This is a genomic window from Demequina pelophila (assembly GCF_000971175.1).
Taxonomy (GTDB): domain Bacteria; phylum Actinomycetota; class Actinomycetes; order Actinomycetales; family Demequinaceae; genus Demequina; species Demequina pelophila.
Genome location: NZ_BBLY01000001.1, coordinates 1,055,008 through 1,071,081 on the forward strand (window position 1 = coordinate 1,055,008; position 16,074 = coordinate 1,071,081).

The 16,074-nt window shown below is 72.0% G+C and carries 12 protein-coding genes and 2 tRNA genes; 7 read left to right on the plus strand and 7 right to left on the minus strand.

All coding sequences use genetic code 11. From position 1 onward, the window contains the following. Nucleotides 1–7: 7 nt before the first annotated feature. The gene (leuC, locus tag AOM03_RS04895) at nucleotides 8–1,432 is read right to left on the minus strand and encodes a 3-isopropylmalate dehydratase large subunit (protein WP_062378702.1); all 1,425 of its coding nucleotides are present in this window, start codon (nucleotides 1,430–1,432) and stop codon (nucleotides 8–10) included. Nucleotides 1,433–1,486: 54 nt separating this feature from the next. On the opposite strand from leuC, the gene AOM03_RS04900 reads away from it, so the two are divergent. Then, nucleotides 1,487–2,209, plus strand: coding sequence for an IclR family transcriptional regulator (locus tag AOM03_RS04900; RefSeq protein WP_062378704.1), 723 nt, complete (start codon nucleotides 1,487–1,489; stop codon nucleotides 2,207–2,209). 321 nt (nucleotides 2,210–2,530) lie between these two features. Here the strand turns inward: AOM03_RS04900 and AOM03_RS04905 are convergent, their stop codons facing one another. Then, nucleotides 2,531–4,441, minus strand: a complete 1,911-nt coding sequence (locus tag AOM03_RS04905) for an acyltransferase family protein (RefSeq protein ID WP_062378707.1) — start codon at nucleotides 4,439–4,441, stop codon at nucleotides 2,531–2,533. Nucleotides 4,442–4,612: 171 nt separating this feature from the next. Here AOM03_RS04905 and AOM03_RS04910 point away from each other — a divergent pair, with 171 nt between their 5' ends. Beyond that, nucleotides 4,613–5,143 (plus strand): flavodoxin family protein, encoded by a 531-nt coding sequence (locus AOM03_RS04910; protein ID WP_062378709.1) that lies wholly within the window; start codon nucleotides 4,613–4,615, stop codon nucleotides 5,141–5,143. 9 nt (nucleotides 5,144–5,152) lie between these two features. Beyond that, on the plus strand, nucleotides 5,153–5,590 hold the full coding sequence (locus AOM03_RS04915) for a thiol-disulfide oxidoreductase DCC family protein (protein WP_062378711.1): 438 nt from the start codon (nucleotides 5,153–5,155) through the stop codon (nucleotides 5,588–5,590). Between the two features lie 80 nt (nucleotides 5,591–5,670). Here AOM03_RS04915 and AOM03_RS04920 read toward each other — a convergent pair. Further along, nucleotides 5,671–5,743 (minus strand) — tRNA-Glu (locus AOM03_RS04920). Nucleotides 5,744–5,936: 193 nt separating this feature from the next. Here AOM03_RS04920 and AOM03_RS04925 point away from each other — a divergent pair. From AOM03_RS04925 to AOM03_RS04935, 3 genes are all read left to right on the plus strand, one after another. Further along, complete coding sequence (locus AOM03_RS04925) at nucleotides 5,937–6,995, plus strand: serine hydrolase domain-containing protein (protein WP_062378712.1); 1,059 nt, start codon at nucleotides 5,937–5,939, stop codon at nucleotides 6,993–6,995. A 311-nt stretch (nucleotides 6,996–7,306) separates the two neighbouring features. Further along, nucleotides 7,307–7,825 carry a ClbS/DfsB family four-helix bundle protein gene (locus AOM03_RS04930; RefSeq protein WP_062378715.1) on the plus strand — a complete coding sequence of 173 codons (519 nt, stop codon included), beginning with the start codon at nucleotides 7,307–7,309 and terminating at the stop codon, nucleotides 7,823–7,825. 187 nt (nucleotides 7,826–8,012) lie between these two features. Next, on the plus strand, nucleotides 8,013–10,172 hold the full coding sequence (locus AOM03_RS04935) for an ATP-dependent Clp protease ATP-binding subunit (RefSeq protein WP_062378717.1): 2,160 nt from the start codon (nucleotides 8,013–8,015) through the stop codon (nucleotides 10,170–10,172). 70 nt (nucleotides 10,173–10,242) lie between these two features. On the opposite strand, the gene AOM03_RS04940 is transcribed toward AOM03_RS04935, so the two are convergent. The 3 genes from AOM03_RS04940 to AOM03_RS04950 all read right to left on the minus strand — a co-directional run bounded on the left by AOM03_RS04940 (nucleotide 10,243) and on the right by AOM03_RS04950 (nucleotide 13,867). Beyond that, nucleotides 10,243–10,317 (minus strand) — tRNA-Gln (locus AOM03_RS04940). A gap of 94 nt (nucleotides 10,318–10,411) precedes the next feature. Next, nucleotides 10,412–12,781, minus strand: coding sequence for an ATP-binding cassette domain-containing protein (locus tag AOM03_RS04945; RefSeq protein WP_062378719.1), 2,370 nt, complete (start codon nucleotides 12,779–12,781; stop codon nucleotides 10,412–10,414). A 354-nt stretch (nucleotides 12,782–13,135) separates the two neighbouring features. Beyond that, on the minus strand, nucleotides 13,136–13,867 hold the full coding sequence (locus tag AOM03_RS04950) for an HAD family hydrolase (protein WP_062378721.1): 732 nt from the start codon (nucleotides 13,865–13,867) through the stop codon (nucleotides 13,136–13,138). 120 nt (nucleotides 13,868–13,987) lie between these two features. Here AOM03_RS04950 and AOM03_RS04955 point away from each other — a divergent pair, with 120 nt between their 5' ends. Further along, on the plus strand, nucleotides 13,988–15,322 hold the full coding sequence (locus AOM03_RS04955; protein ID WP_062378724.1) for a hypothetical protein: 1,335 nt from the start codon (nucleotides 13,988–13,990) through the stop codon (nucleotides 15,320–15,322). A gap of 98 nt (nucleotides 15,323–15,420) precedes the next feature. Here the strand turns inward: AOM03_RS04955 and AOM03_RS04960 are convergent, their stop codons facing one another. Beyond that, nucleotides 15,421–16,065 carry a GNAT family N-acetyltransferase gene (locus AOM03_RS04960; protein ID WP_082092119.1) on the minus strand — a complete coding sequence of 215 codons (645 nt, stop codon included), beginning with the start codon at nucleotides 16,063–16,065 and terminating at the stop codon, nucleotides 15,421–15,423. Nucleotides 16,066–16,074 lie beyond the last annotated feature (9 nt).

A 16,074-nucleotide genomic window follows, 5' to 3' on the forward strand; every position in this document is an offset into this window, starting at 1 on the left:
ATTCTCCTTACGCGAGCGCGGCCGGCGCGTCGACCAGGTCGTCGGGGCTGGACAGGGTGCCGCGGACCGCGGTGGCGGCGGCGACCAGGGGCGACACCAGGTGGGTGCGGCCGCCCTTGCCCTGGCGGCCCTCGAAGTTGCGGTTCGACGTGGAGGCCGAACGCTCCTGGGGCCTCAGCTGGTCCGGGTTCATGCCCAGGCACATCGAGCAGCCGGCGTTGCGCCACTCGGCGCCGAAGTCCTTGAACACCCGGTCGAGGCCCTCGGCCTCGGCCTGGAGGCGGACGCGGGCGGAGCCGGGGACCACGAGGAGGCGGACACCCTCGGCCTTGGTGCGGCCCTTGAGGATCTCTGCGGCGGCGCGCAGGTCCTCGATGCGGCCGTTGGTGCACGAGCCCAGGAAGACCGTGTCGACGTGGATGTCGCGCAGCGGGGTGCCGGGCGTGAGGCCCATGTACTCGAGGGCGTTCGCGGCGGCCTCGCGGTCGGCCTCGTCCGCGAAGTCCTCCGGGTCGGGGACGTTGGCGGACAGCGGGAGGCCCTGGCCGGGGTTGGTGCCCCACGTGATGAAGGGCTCGAGGTCGGAGGCGTCGAGGTCGACCTCGGTGTCGAAGACCGCGTCGTCGTCGGTGGTGAGCGTGCGCCAGTACTCGACGGCGGCGTCCCAGTCCTCGCCCTCCGGAGCGTGGGGGCGGCCCTTGACGTACTCGAACGTCGTCTCGTCCGGCGCGATCATCCCGGCGCGGGCGCCGGCCTCGATCGACATGTTGCAGATGGTCATGCGCGCCTCCATGGACAGCGCACGGATGGCCTCGCCGCGGTACTCGAGCACGTAGCCCTGGCCGCCACCGGTGCCGATCTTGGCGATGATCGCGAGGATGATGTCCTTCGCGGTCGAGCCCTTGGGCAGCGTGCCGTTGACGTTGATCGCCATGGTCTTGAAGGGCTTGAGCGGCAGGGTCTGGGTGGCGAGCACGTGCTCCACCTCGGAGGTGCCGATGCCGAACGCGAGCGAGCCGAACGCGCCGTGCGTGGAGGTGTGCGAGTCGCCGCAGACCACGGTCATGCCGGGCATCGTGAGTCCCAGCTGGGGCCCGACGACGTGGACGATGCCCTGGTCGGCGTCGCCCAGGGAGTGAATGCGGATGCCGAACTCCTCCGCGTTCTCGCGCAGCTTGTTCACCTGCTTGCGGCTCGTCTCGTCCGCGATCGGCAGGTCGATGTCGAGCGTGGGGGTGTTGTGATCCTCGGTCGCGATGGTGAGGTCCGGGCGGCGCACCGGGCGGCCCGCCAGGCGCAGGCCCTCGAAGGCCTGCGGGCTCGTGACCTCGTGGCACATGTGAAGGTCGATGTAGATGAGGTCGGGCGCCCCATCCTCACCCTTGCGGACCAGGTGACTGGCCCACAACTTCTCCGCGAGCGTGGTTCCCATGGCGATCCTCCTGACCTCTCGACATCTCAGAATTTGAGACGCTAGTATCGCTCTATGGACAATCATAGCGGAGTCGGCGTCATCGACAAGGCAGCCGCGATCCTCTCCGCGCTCGAGCGCGGGCCGGCCACCCTGGCCGAGCTCGTCGACTCCACCCATCTTGCCCGACCCACCGTGCACCGCCTCGCACTGGCCCTCGAGCACCACCACCTGGTGGGCCGCGACGCCTCCGGCGCGTTCGTGCTGGGGCGCCGCTTCGCCCAGCTCGCGGCCTCCGTCAACGAGGACCGGCTGGTCTCCGCGGCGCAGCCCGTGCTGGCGGTGCTGCGCGACCGCACGGGCGAGTCGGCACAGCTGTACCGCCCGCACGGCGACGAGCGCATCTGCATCGCGGCCGCCGACCGGCCCGTGGGCCTGCGCGACTCGATCCCCGTGGGCACCACCATGACCATGGGCGCCGGCTCCGCCGCCAAGGTGCTGCTCGCCTGGGCCGACCCGGAGCGCCTCCACCGCGGCCTCGCCGGCGCGCGCTTCACCGCCGCGGACCTCGAGCGGGTGCGCGCCCGCGGCTGGGCCGAGAGCGCGGGCGAGCGCGAGCGCGGCGTGGCCTCCGTGTCCGCCCCCGTGTGGGGCGCTGCCGGCACCGTCATCGCCGCGGTGTCCATCTCCGGCCCGTCCGAGCGGCTCACCGTCCGCCCGGGCCAGCAGCACGCCGGCGCCGTGACCGAGGCGGCGCGCCAGCTCACCGAGGTGCTGCAGCGGACCGTGGTGGCCTGAGGCGCCGGCTCCGCTCCGCCTCCAGCGCCAGCTCCAGCCGGATCCGCGCCGGCTCCACCCTGACCCGCCCCGGCTCCACCCTGATCCGCGCCGGCTCCACCCTCCCGGCCGTCGGACGATTCCCACAGCAATCCGACATACGGGTCGCCGCCGACTCGTATGTCGGACGAAACGGCCACGCGTCCGACATACGGGTGGGGGCGCGGGGCGCGGCCGCGCGCGGGCAGCGCCGGGCGGAGGCGGTACCGGGCGGGGGCGGGGGGTGAGCCCAGGCGCGGGCAACGCCGGGCGGAGCACGGGTGCCTCCAGGCAGCAGCCAGATCAGCCCGCCGGGGCCTCCCCCGTCAGCGCCATCGTCTCGAGGAACTCCGCGAAGTGCGGCTTGCCCTCCTCCGTGAGGTGCAGCCCGTCCTCGAGCCACTCGGGGTGGTCCGCCACGAACGCCGCCCAGTCAGCGAAGACCACGTTCGGATAGTCCGCGGCGACCGTGCGCATCGTCTCGTTGGACGGCTCCACGTACGCGAAACGCGCGGTCGAGTCGATGAGCACCACGCGGTCGCGGTCGGCGAGCTCGTCGAGCGTCGAGCGCAGCGCGGACTCCTTGACCGGCCCCGCCGTGCCCATGTGCATCATCACCACGGGCCGGAGCGTGCCCGCCCGCTGCGCGGTGAGCACCGCGTCCATGATGTTGCCCGGCGAGCGGTTGATCGCGGCGTCCACGGTGGAGCCGGGGAGCTCGGCCTTGAGCTCGTCGGCGGCCCACAGCGCGACCGAGTCGCCGTAGAGCGCGATGTCCGCGGTCGTGACCGGGGCCGATGCACCGGCCGCCTCGTCGTCCGCGCCCGCCTCCCCCGCAGGGTCGGCGGCAGAGTCGTCGACGGAACCCGAGCCCTCGGCGACCTCCTCGCCGGACCCGGCCGCAGCATCGTCCGGGGCCGGTTCCGCCGTGATGGCGACGGTCGACCCGAGCGCGGTGCTCGCGGGATCCGGCACGGCGACCGTGAAGGACACGCCCACGACGAGCGCATACACACCCGCCACGCCGAGCCCGATCATCGCCGGGCGGCCGCGTCCCACGAATCCCTCGGCCCGCGCCCGGTTCCACCAGGCGCCCAGCCGGCCCTCGCGGATGGGCTGTTCGAGGTAGCGGTAGGACGCGGCGGCGACCGCGAGCACGAGCGCGACGCGCAGCGCCTCGACCCACCAGCCGGTCCAGGGGAGGTCCTGGCCGGGGCGGGTCACCAGGAAGATGGGCCAGTGCCACAGGTAGATGCCGTAGGAGCGCTGGCCCAGCCAGCGCATCGGCGCCACGTCGAGCAGGGCCCCCAGAGGTGAGGCGGGGTGCGTCGCGAGGACCAGGATGGCCGCGACGAGCGCGGCGACCGCGAGGAAGCCGCCACGATACATGGCAGGCGAATACTCGTTGACGCTGACCATCACCCAGCCGAGCGCGGCGAGCAGCCCGAGCCCCACGACCAGCAGGAGTCCGCGCGCGGGGGGCGCCACGCGGGTGGAGGCCCGCCCCGGCCGCCAGATGCCCGCGAGCGCGGCTCCCAGCAGGATGGACATGGCGTGGGTGTCGGTGCCGAAGTACACGCGCGTGGGGTCCGCGTCGAGCGGGTAGCCGTGGTGGTGGGAGATGATCGCCATCGCGAGCGTCGAGATCGCCGCGAGCGCGAGCGCGACCCCGACCAGCAGCTTGCGCACCGAGCTGCGGCGCGCGAGCGCGATGCCCGCGACCAGCGCCACCACGCACGGCCACACCAGGTAGAACTGCTCCTCCACCGCGAGCGACCACAGGTGCGCGAGCACGTTGCCGCGGCCGATCAGCTCGAAGTAGGACTGCTCGTCGGCGATGTACCACCAGTTGGAGACGTACAGCATCGCCGCGATCACGTCGCCGGTGAAGCGGTCGATGGAGTCGCGCGCGACCGTCGCGACCAGCAGCGCGGTGCCCGCGATCATGCCGAACATCGCCGGCAGCAGGCGGCGCGCGCGGCGCATGTAGAAGCGGCCGAAGCGGATGCGGCCGTGCCGGGAGCGCTCGGTCAGCAGCAGCGTGGTGATGAGGAAGCCGGAGATGACGAAGAAGACGTCGACGCCCAGGAAGCCGCCCGGCAGCGCGCCGAGGCCCAGGTGGAAGACGACGACGGCGGCCACGGCGAGCGCCCGCAGCCCGTCGAGCCCGCGGATGTGCGCGGGCGTCGACGAGTAGTCATCGGGATCGCTCACATGCCCTCGGGCACGCGTACCAGCGGTAACGGACATGACCACCTCCGTCCGGCAGGTTAGGCCGGACGATGCAACGGTTGCGGGAGGGCGCGCCGCACCCGGGCGACCGGTCGCCCAGGCCCGGGACCTAGGGCCCTGGCAGGCGCGGGAGCACGCGAGGACTCTGGCGACATGAACGTCGTTATCGTGTTCGAGTCGCTGTGGGGCAACACGGCCGCGATCGCCCGTGCGATCGCCGACGGCGTCGGGGAGTCGGCGCACGCCCTGTCCACTGCGGAGGCGACGCCCGACGTGGTCGCCGCCGCGGGCCTCGTCATCGCCGGCGCGCCCGTGCACGCGATGGGCCTGCCGAGCGAGCACTCCCGCGAGTCGGCGAGCCGCAAGCCCCAGGGCGCCGGGCACCTGGCCGCGGACCTCTCGCACCCGCCCATGCGGGACTGGCTCGATGCCCTCCCTGCGGGCCCGCGGCTCGGGGCGGCCTTCGAGACGCGCATCCGCGGCCCGCTGGGACGCGGCGCCGCCTCCGGCATCGCGCACGCGCTCGAGTCGCACGGGCTCACGCTCATCGACGGCCCCCGGAGCTTCAACGTGCACCTCAAGACGTCCTCGTCCGAGTCCGCGGCGCTGCTGTTCGACGGGGAGCTCGACGCCGCGCGCGAGTGGGGCGAACTGCTGAGTGAGCGGGCGCTCGCGCGTCGCTAGCCTGGCGCCATGCGCGCGATCGTGGTCTTCGACGGCGACTGCGGCCTGTGCAACGGGTTCGTCGCCTGGCTGATCCGCCGCGACCGCGAGGCCGCCTTCGGCATCGCCGGCTCGGCGGGCGAGGTGGGCCGCGCGGTGCTCACCGCCGCGGGCCTGCCGCACGAGGTCGCCGCCTCGACGCTGGTCGTGTGGGACGGCACCCACGCCTTCACCAGGTCCGATGCGGTGGCCGCCGTGGCGCGCCGCCTCCCCTGGCCGTGGCGCACGGGAGGCGCGCTGCGCATCGTCCCCCGCCGGGTGCGGGACGGCGTGTACGACGCCGTGGCGGCACGGCGGCCCCGGCGCCCCGCCGAGGATCCGGCGTGCGGCACTCCCCCGCCCGCGCTGGTCGCGAGGTGGCGCGCGCGGCTCGCGAGCCTCGAGGACGTCGCGGCGCTGTCGGATTGACCCGCCGACGAGCCCGCATGCGACGCGGTCCTGGCCTGAAAACACGAAATCCCCGCCCTGACGGACGAGGATTGCGAGAGTAGCCCCGACGGGATTCGAACCCGCGCTACCGCCTTGAGAGGGCGGCGTGCTAGGCCGCTACACAACGGGGCCCTAGCTGCTCCGGCCTCCCTCCCGGGCGGCTGGCGCGAGATAAGACTTTACAGCATGGTTTCCGGGATCACCAAATCCGGGCGAGCGTGACGCTCGTCACCCTCGCGAAGGACGCCTCGCGGCCGACCCCCGAGCGTCAGGATAGTTCCGGGGGACGATGCACGGCCCACCCTTTCGCGCCAGGCTGGGGGCCATGACGGACGCCTCCACCACCCCGCGGCTCGACCGCATCGCCGCCCGCTACGCCGCCCGCCCCGACACCAACCAGGTGCGGGCCGCGATCCGGCGCGACGGCGGCCCGACCTGGTCGTGGGCCGAGCCGGGCGCGCGCGACCGGTTCGCCGTCGCGTCGACCACCAAACTGGTGACCGCGACGCTCACGTTGAGTGCGGTCGACCGGGGGCTGCTGCGCCTGGACACCGCGGCCTCCACCGTCCTGGGCCTCGAAGCCCTGGAGGGCCTGCACGTCCGGCGTGGCCTCGACGCGCGGCCGGAGATCACGATCGAGCGACTGCTGAGCCACGCGACGGGGATCGCCGACTACTTCTCCGACCGGGGCAACGACGGCCGGATCCTCCAGAAGGACCTGCTCGAGGCCGACGAGGCGTGGGACGCGCGTTCCGCGATCGACCGCGTGCGCGGCGTGAAGCCGCACGGGCACCCGGGCCGCGGGCTCGCGCACTACTCGGACACCAACTACCGGCTGCTCGAACTCATCCTCGAGGAGGTCGAGGGCGCCCCGTACGCCGACCTGGTGCGCACGCGGATCGCCGAGCCGCTGGACCTCGACTCCACCTTCCTGCTCACCCCCGCCACGCTCGACCGCTTCGACACGATCGCGCCGCTGCTGGCCGGGCGCGACCCCCTCGTGGTGCCGCGGGTCCTCGCGTCCGCGGGCGCGGACGGCTCGCTCGTCTCGACGACCGACGACATGCTCGACTTCGCCGACGCCTTCTTCGGCGCGCGGCTGTTCTCGCAGGAGCTGCTCGAGCGCGCGCTCGCGGACCGCCGACGGATGCTCGTGCCGCCCGGGCAGTACGGCCTCGGAGTGATGCGCGTGCGCTTCAACGACGCATGGCGGCCCCGCCTGCTGCCCCCGCTGTTCGGCCACTCGGGGATCACGGGCGCGGGACTGTTCCGCGCGCCCGATGCGGGCCTCACCATCGCATTCGGCGTCAACCAGTTCTCCAAGCCGGCGCTGGGCTACCGGTTCATGGCGGAGCTGATGAGTGCGGCGCTGCGGGAGCTCTGAGCGGACCCGCCGGCAGACCGACCCCGCGCCGCGCCGCCCCACCCCTTCGCCTTGAGCCGCCGCCCGCGGCGCGCCACACCCCCGACGACGCGAAGGACGGACCGATCGGTTTCGTGCGCCTACGCGAATTCATGCACGATGCACGGGCGCGCCCAAGGCAGGCGCCACCGCTCGCACCCCACTCTCCACGCGCCACGCGGAACCGGGCACGCGGCGGGGGCGCCGACCTCGCGTGCATCGTGCATGAATTCGCGGAGCGTCGCGACAACAGGCGCCCTGCGGCGCCTTGGCGCCCGATCTAGCATCGACTCATGGCCCGCCCGACGACCAAGACGGCGCTGCTCGAGGCTGCGCAGGAGGGCTTCGACGGCCTCGAGCGACTGCTCGACGCCATGTCGGACGAGGAACGCGAGGCCACCTTCGAGCTCGAGGACCGCGATCGCAACGTGCGCGACGTGCTGATCCACCTCACCGCCTGGCACCGCCTCCTCGTGGACTGGATGCGCGCGAATCTTGCCGACGAGCGCCGCCCCTTCTTCCCCGCCCCGTACACGTGGAAGACGTACGGCGACATGAACGTAGAGATCTGGCGGGCGCACCAGGACGTGCCGCTCGGCGATGCGCGGCGCGCGCTCCGCGCCAGCCACGCCCAGGCGCTGCGGTCCATCGAGGAGCTCGACGACGCACAGCTGTTCGAGCGCCAGCACTTCGACTGGACGGGCACCACCACCGTCGGTAGCTACTGCGTGTCGGCGACCTCGGCGCACTATGCGTGGGCCGCGAAGAAGCTGCGCAGGCACCGCCGCGCGTTCGCGGCCGCATCGCACTAGCCCGCGCCGCCGAGCCCGCGCCGCCACCCCCGGTCACACCGCCCGCGCCGCCCACACCGCCCACACCGCCCGCGCTCTCCCCCACACCTTCCCGCCACACCCCCTTGCGCCACCCAATGTGCGTTATGTAAAGTTGAGCGCAGGCGACTCAAGTTCAGAAGTCGTACGCATCAACCAGGAGGTTCACATGACCAGCCAGCCGATGGCTCCTGAGGGACAGGAGCAGGCCAGCGCGCTCGAGCAGTTCGGCCAGGACTTCACGGCCCTCGCCGAGTCCGGCGCACTGGACCCCGTGATCGGACGTGACGAGGAGATCCGTCGCGTCATGCAGGTGCTCACCCGCCGCACCAAGAACAACGCGGTCCTCATCGGCGAGCCCGGCGTGGGCAAGACGGCGATCGTCGAGGGCCTCGCCCAGCGCATCGTCGCCGGCGATGTCCCCACCTCCCTCAAGGACCGCCGCGTCGTCGAGATCGCGATGAGCTCGATCGTCGCGGGCGCCGCGTTCCGCGGTCAGTTCGAGGAGCGCCTCAAGGCGGTGCTCAAGGAGGTCGAGGAGGCGGAGGGACGCATCATCCTGTTCGTCGACGAGCTCCACACCATCGTGGGCGCCGGCAAGGCGGAGGGGTCCGTCGACGCGGGCAACATCCTCAAGCCCATGCTCGCGCGCGGCAAGCTGCGGATGATCGGCGCGACCACGCTCAACGAGTACCGCGAGCACGTCGAGACCGACAGCGCCCTCGAGCGCCGCTTCCAGCCCGTCTACGTGGGTGAGCCCAGCATCGAGGACACCGTCGCGATCCTGCGCGGCCTGCAGGACAAGTACGAGGTTCACCACGGCGTGAAGATCACGGACGAGGCGATCGTGTCCGCGGCGAAGCTGTCCGACCGCTACATCTCGGACCGCTTCCTGCCCGATAAGGCGGTCGACCTCATCGACGAGGCGACGAGCGCGCTCAAGATGCAGCTCGACTCCCTCCCCATCGAGCTCGACCGCTCGCGCCGGCGCATCATGCAACTCGAGATCGAGCGCACGCAGGTGGCGAAGGACAAGTCGCAGCACGCGAAGGACCGCCGCGCGGAGATCGACGCGGACATCGCGCGCCTCACGGCGGACTCGGAGGAGCTCAACATGCGGTGGGCGCGCGAGAAGGACCTCATCGTCCGCGTGTCCGGCGCGACCGAGCGGCTCGAGAGCCTGCGCGGCGAGCTCGAGCGGGCCGAGCGCCTGGGCGAGCTGGAGAAGGCGGGCCGCATCCGCTACGGCGAGATGCCCGCGGCGGAGAAGGACATCACCACGGCGCGCGCCGAGCTCGACGCCATCCCCGAGGAGGAGCGCATGCTCCGCGAGGAGGTCACGGGCGAGGACATCGCGGGCGTGGTCGCCAAGTGGACCGGCGTACCCGTCGAGAAGCTCCTGACCGACGAGTCGAGCAAGCTGGGCCACCTCGAGGACCGCCTCCACGAGCGCGTCGTGGGCCAGCACCGCGCGATCGCCAGCGTGAGCGACGCGATCCGTCGCGCCCGCGCGGGGATCTCCGACGCGCATCGTCCCATCGGCTCGTTCCTGTTCCTGGGCCCCACCGGCGTGGGCAAGACCGAGCTGGCCCGGGCGCTCGCCGAGCAGCTCTTCGACGACGAGCGCGCCATGATCCGCATCGACATGTCCGAGTACATGGAGTCGCACTCCGTGGCTCGCCTCATCGGCTCTCCCCCGGGGTACATCGGCTACGAGCAGGGCGGCCAGCTCACGGAGGCCGTGCGTCGGCGCCCGTACAGCATCGTCCTGTTCGACGAGGTGGAGAAGGCCCACCCCGACATCTGGAACGCGCTGCTCCAGGTGCTCGACGACGGCCGCCTCACCGACGGCCGCGGCCGCACGGTCGACTTCACCAACACGATCATCGTGATGACGTCCAACCTGGGCTCGGACATCGTGCTCGCGTGGGACGGCCAGGACCGGGCCGCGCTCGAGCGCGACCTACACGAGGTGCTGCGCCGCTCGTTCCGGCCCGAGTTCCTCAACCGGCTCGACGACGTGGTGGTGTTCGACCGCATCGACCCCGCTGCCATGGAGGGGATCGTCGCGACCGAGCTGGCCAGGGTGGTCGCCCGGCTCGCCGAGGCGAAGGACATCCACCTCACGGTGGACGATGCGCTGCGCGCCTCGCTCGCGAAGGACGGCTTCGACCCAGCGTTCGGTGCGCGGCCGCTCAAGCGGCTCATCCAGTCGCGACTGCTCAACGAGCTCGCCAAGGAGATCGTCGACGGCCGCGTCGCCGAGGGCGACCGCGTGGTCGCCGGCTGGGACGGCGAGGCGGTGACGCTGGCTGGCTCGGGCGGCTAGCGCATCGTCCCCGGACACGGCGCCGGACGCACGAAGAGGGGCCCGCCATCAGGCGGGCCCCTCTTCAGTCTGGCTGGGCTACAAGGATTCGAACCTCAACTAACGGAACCAGAAACCGTCGTGCTGCCAGTTACACCATAGCCCATCGGGTCTTGCGAACCGAGTGACCACTATAGCCGACATTCGGAGCGATTCCAAACCGGCGCCTGCCCCCGGCGCCCGCCCGAGCGCGCGCCCCGCTACTCCCCCACGTACTGCGCCAGATGCTCGCCGGTGAGCGTCGACCGGGCGGCCACCAGCTGCGCCGGCGTGCCCTCGAACACCACGCGGCCGCCGTCGTGGCCGGCGCCGGGACCCAGGTCGATGATCCAGTCGGCGTGCGCCATCACTGCCTGGTGGTGCTCGATGACGATGACGGTCTTGCCCGCGTCGACCAGCCGGTCGAGCAGCGCGAGCAGGTGGGCGACGTCCGCGAGGTGCAGGCCGGTGGTGGGCTCGTCGAGCAGGTAGATGCCGCCCTTCTCCCCCATCCGCGTCGCGAGCTTGAGCCGCTGACGCTCGCCGCCCGAGAGGGTCGTGAGCGGCTGGCCGAGCGTGAGGTAGCCGAGCCCCGCATCGTCCATCCGGGCCAGGATCGCGCGCGCCGCGGGCACCTTCGCCTCACCCTCGGAGAAGAACGCGAGCGCCTCTTGGACCGGCATGTCGAGCACGTCCGCGATCGACCGGCCGCCCAGCGTGTGCTCGAGCACGGCGCGCTCGAAGCGGCGGCCCTCGCACTCCTCGCACGGCGTCTCGACGGTGTCCATGACGCCCAGCTCCGTGTAGATGACGCCGGCGCCCTTGCACGCGGGGCACGCGCCCTCGGAGTTCGCGCTGAACAGGGCGGGCTTGACGCCGTTGGCCTTGGCGAAGGCCTTGCGGATCGGGTCGAGCAGCCCCGTGTACGTCGCGGGGTTCGACCGGCGCGACCCGCGGATGGCGGACTGGTCGATCGAGACGACCCCCGCATCGTCCGGGATCGATCCGTGCAGGAGCGAGCTCTTGCCCGAGCCCGCCACGCCCGTGACGCACACGAGGACGCCCAGCGGCACGTCGACGTCCACGTCCTTGAGGTTGTGGGCCGCGGCCCCGCGGATCTCGAGCGCGCCCGTCGCCGTGCGCGGGGCCTCCTTGAGAGCGGCGCGATAGCCCAGGTGGCGGCCGGTGCGGGTGTCCGAGGCGCGCAGGCCCTCGAGGGTGCCCTCGAAGCAGATCTCGCCGCCGCCGGAGCCCGCGCCCGGCCCCAGGTCGACGATGTGATCCGCGATCGCGATCGCTTCGGGCTTGTGCTCGACCACCAGGACGGTGTTGCCCTTGTCGCGCAGCTCGCACAGCAGGGCGTTCATGCGCTGGATGTCGTGCGGGTGGAGGCCGATGGTCGGCTCGTCGAACACATAGGTGACGTCCGTGAGGGACGAGCCCAGGTGGCGGATCATCTTGGTGCGCTGCGCCTCGCCCCCGGAGAGCGTGCCGGACGCGCGGTCGAGCGAGAGGTACCCCAGCCCGATCGAGACGAACGCGTCCATGAGGTGGCGCAGGCTTCCGAGCAGCGGCGCGACGGAGGGCTCGTCGAGGTCGCGGAGCCAGGCGGCGAGGTCGGTGATCTGCATGGCGCACGCATCGGCGATGGACACGCCCGCGATCTTCGACGAGCGAGCCGCCTCGCTCAGTCGCGTGCCGCCGCACTCGGGGCACGGCTGGAAGGTCACGGCGCGCTCGACGAACGCGCGGAGGTGCGGCTGGAGCGCGTCGAGGTCCTTCGAGAGCATCGACTTGCGCACCTTGGGCACCAGGCCCTCGTACGTCATGTTGATGCCGGCCACCTTGATCTTGGTGGGCTCCTTGTAGAGGAAGTCCTCGCGCTCCTGCGGGCTGTACTTCGCCACGGGCTTGGCCGGGTCGAGCAGGCCGGACTCGGTGTAGAGGCGCACGGCCCAGCCGTCGGCGGTGTAGCCGGGGACCGTGATGGCGCCGTCGGCGAGCGACTTGGAGTCGTCGACGAGTTGGGTGAGGTCGATGTCGTTGACCCGGCCCATGCCGTCGCACGCCGGACACATGCCACCCTGGCGCGAGAAGGACACCTCCTTGGCCTTCTCTCCGCCCTTGGCGAGAGTGCCGGAGGCCGATACGGACGCCATGTTGAAGGAGAAGGCCTGCGGCGGGCCGATGCGCGGCTCGCCCAGTCGCGAGAACAGGATCCGCAGGAGGGCGTTGGCGTCCGTCACGGTGCCCACCGTCGAGCGCGAGTTCGCGCCCAGGCGCTCCTGGTCGACGAGGATCGCGGTGGTGAGGCCCTCGAGCCGGTCGACCTCGGGGCGCGCGAGCGAGGGCATGAAGCCCTGCACGAACGCCGAGTACGTCTCGTTGATCATGCGCTGCGACTCTGCGGCGATGGTGCCGAAGACGAGCGAGCTCTTGCCGGAGCCGGAGACGCCGGTGAAGACGGTGAGCCGCCGCTTGGGGATCTCGACGGTGACGTCCTTGAGGTTGTTGACCCGCGCGCCCTCGACACGGATGAGGTCGTGGGCGTCGGCGGGGTGGGTGGTGGCCTGGCGGGCGTCGTGACTCACGTGCGTCAGTATCCCCCGCGGGAGGTTGCGGGACGTCGCTGGACGATGCGGCGGCGCCTTGGGCCCGTTGCGCGGCAGTGCCCGGTAGTTGGCTCCGCGACGCTAGCCAAATTCATGCACTTTGGGCGAGGCCCCATGCCGGTGCGCGACGGGTGCCGGCACCGGGGCGATGGCGTGGCGACGCTAGCCGGATTCACGGAAAGCGGGCGGCGGGTGATCGCCCGCCCAAAACGCGTGAATTTGGCTAGCGCGCCGAAGGCAACCACCCCGCCACCCGCCCGGCGACGCCGCAGACCGATGCGCGGGCCCGACTCGAGGTGCGTGGACTCGACGCCCCGCCGCCGCGCCCCTCGACTACCCCAGGCCGAGTCGTTCCGGCAGCTCCGCGAGCGTCGAGATCCGGACGACCCCGCGCGCCGTGGCGGTCGCGACGTCCTCCGGCGCCACGGGCCGTGGGTGGTGGCCGGGACGGTCCAGCCAGACGGACGCGAGGCCGGCGTCGAGGGCGCCCACCGCATCGGCATCGAACTCGTCCCCCACGTAGGCCACCTCGCCCGGCTCGAACCCGAGCAGTTCGCACGCGAGGTGGAACACCCGCGGGTCCGGTTTGCCGAAGCCCAGGGTGTCGACGCCCACGAGCATCCGCACGTCGAGGCCGCACGCGTCCAGCTTCGCCTCCTGGACCGCGACGTCCGCGTTGGAGAGCGCGCCGTACGGAAGGTCGGCGAGGTCGAGCGCTCCGAGCGCGCCCGCCGCATCGTCGTGCGCGGCCCAGCCGTCGCGGAAGTGGCGGTCGAAGCGCACGGACCACGTGGCGTAGGCCTCGTCGTCGAGGCGAGGGCCGCCGAAGAGCGCGTGCAGCTCGTTGACGCGACGATGCCGCTGCTCCCGGTGCGTCATCTCCCCGCGGGTGTGGGCGCGGTACCAGCCGCCCGCATCGGCCCTCCAGACGCGCACCAATTCCTCGGGATCCGGCGCGTCCAGGTAGTCCGCGCCCGCCGCGGCGAGGGCGTGCCGGAAGGCACCCCTCGTGTCGACGAGGGTGTCGTCGACGTCGAACAGCACCGCGCGTATGGCAAGAGTCACATCGCCATCGTAGGAGGGTCGATCGGAGTGCACTTTGTCCCGTTCTGCACCCCCCGCGCGCCGAATGCGTCTTTGACAACGATTCTCAGTATCGCTAACTTTCCCACCATGCGTTCAAGAATGATTCCCACTATCGCTTCCCTTGCCCTCCTCCCCCTCCTCGCCGCGTGCGCCACCGACGCGGCCGACGAGGCCCCCGCCGCCGTCAACCCCACCGACTCCGCCGAGGCCACCGCCACCGAGGCGGCCCACGTCGACGAGCACGAGCACGACGACGACCACGCGGTCGCCGCCGAGGAGCACGGCGAGGCCCAGCCCCGCATCCTCGTCACCTACGCGGACTCGGCCGAGCTGCTCTCGCTCGACGGCACCGACGTGGCGTCCCTGGCCTCGTTCGACATCGTCGAGGGCGCCCGCGCGGACCTGGGCGGCGACGGCCGCCACGCGTACCTGGTCGACTACTTCGGCGGCACCACGTCGATCCTCGACACCGGCACGTGGGCGCAGGCGCACGGCGATCACTTCCACTACTTCACCACCGACGCGACCCTGCTCGACGAGCAGATCCTGGGCGCCACCCCGTCCCACGTCGTGGGCCACGACGGCATCGTCGCGGTGTTCCTTGACGGCGAGGGCGCGATCGAGATCGTGGACGAGGCCTCGCTGGCCGAGGGCGTCCTCGCCACGACCACCATCGCCACCAACGAGCCGCACCACGGCGTCGCCGTCCCGCTCGGCGACCAGGTGCTCATCACGGAGACGCCCGACGGCGGCCTGCCCGACACCGTGGTCCAGGTGGCGCTCGACGGCACCGAGATCGCCCGCTACCAGGGCGAGTGCGTGGGCCTCCACGGCGAGGTGACGTTCGGCACCACCGCGATCTTCGGCTGCGCCGAGGACATGCTGGTGATCGACACCGCCGCCCACACGACCACCCGCATCGCCTACCCGGCCGACGCCGCGGGCACCCGCGTGGGCACCTTCTACGGCACCGGGCCCGTCGTGGGCAACTGGGGCGCCGAGGAGCTGCTCTTCATCGACGCCGAGGCCGGCACCACCGAGGTGGTCAACGTGGGAGCGACCATCGGCGCAATCTCCCGCCTGGGCGACGACATCCTGGTCCTCACCACCGACGGCGTGCTGAGCGTGCTCGACGACCACGGGCACGTCGTGTCCTCGGTTCAGGCCATCGACGCCTTCGAGCTGCCCGGCGGGCACTCCACGGCGAAGCCCGCGCTGGGCGTCTCGGGCGACACGGTCGTGATCTCCGACCTCAACGGACAGCAGCTGGTGCTGGTGGACGCGCACGAGGCGGACGTCATCGGTTCGTACGCGCTCGCGGGTGAGCCCACGGGCTTCGTGATCGCGAACGCGGCGCCGGTCGAGACGGCCGCGCACGACCACGACCACGAGGACGAGGACGCGCACGACCACGACCACGACCACGACCACTGAGCCGGCCTCCGGCGGTCCGGGACAATCCGGACCGCCGGAACGCCGCTCCCGCGCGCTGCGGGACAGCAGGGACCGCCGATGCCTCGGCGCATCGGTCCCTACTGTCCCGGAGCGCGCTTTTCAGCGTCGAGGGCGGTCCTCACTGTCCCGGACCGGAGGGGGTGGTGGGCGGCAGGGGTGGCGGCCCCAACGGCACCGCGGCGGCGCAGCCACGCCTCGCGCGTCAGCTCCATGTCGACCCAGGTCGTGCCTTCAGAAACATCACGGCCGGTCTCGACGAAACCCGCCTTGGCGTAGGCGCGGATCGCGCGCGGATTGTCCGCACGCACGTCCAGGGTCAGGCGCGACAGCCCCACCGCGGTGAACGCGTGCGCGACCATCAGCGCCGTCGCCTCGGACCCGAGGCCACGGCCGTACCAGTCCGGCCCGCGCAGCGCGATCCGATAGTTGGCCGACGACGCAACGGCATCGAAACCGTTGAGAACCGCCTCGCCGGCGAACTCCCCCGTCGCGACCTCCTCGATGACCAGGTCCAACCGCGACGGCGCGGACGGCCTCGACAGCACCCACTCGGCGATCTGCTCGCGGGTGAAGGTCGCATCGGTCCCGGTCAGGGCCGCCCCCACCGGCTCGTTGACCATCTCCCACGCCGCGTCCACATCGGACGGACGGTACGGGCGCAGGACAGCACGAGAGCCTCGGAGCGTGGGCTTGGCCCACGCTCCGAGGCTCTCGGCGGTCATGGTCGGAGG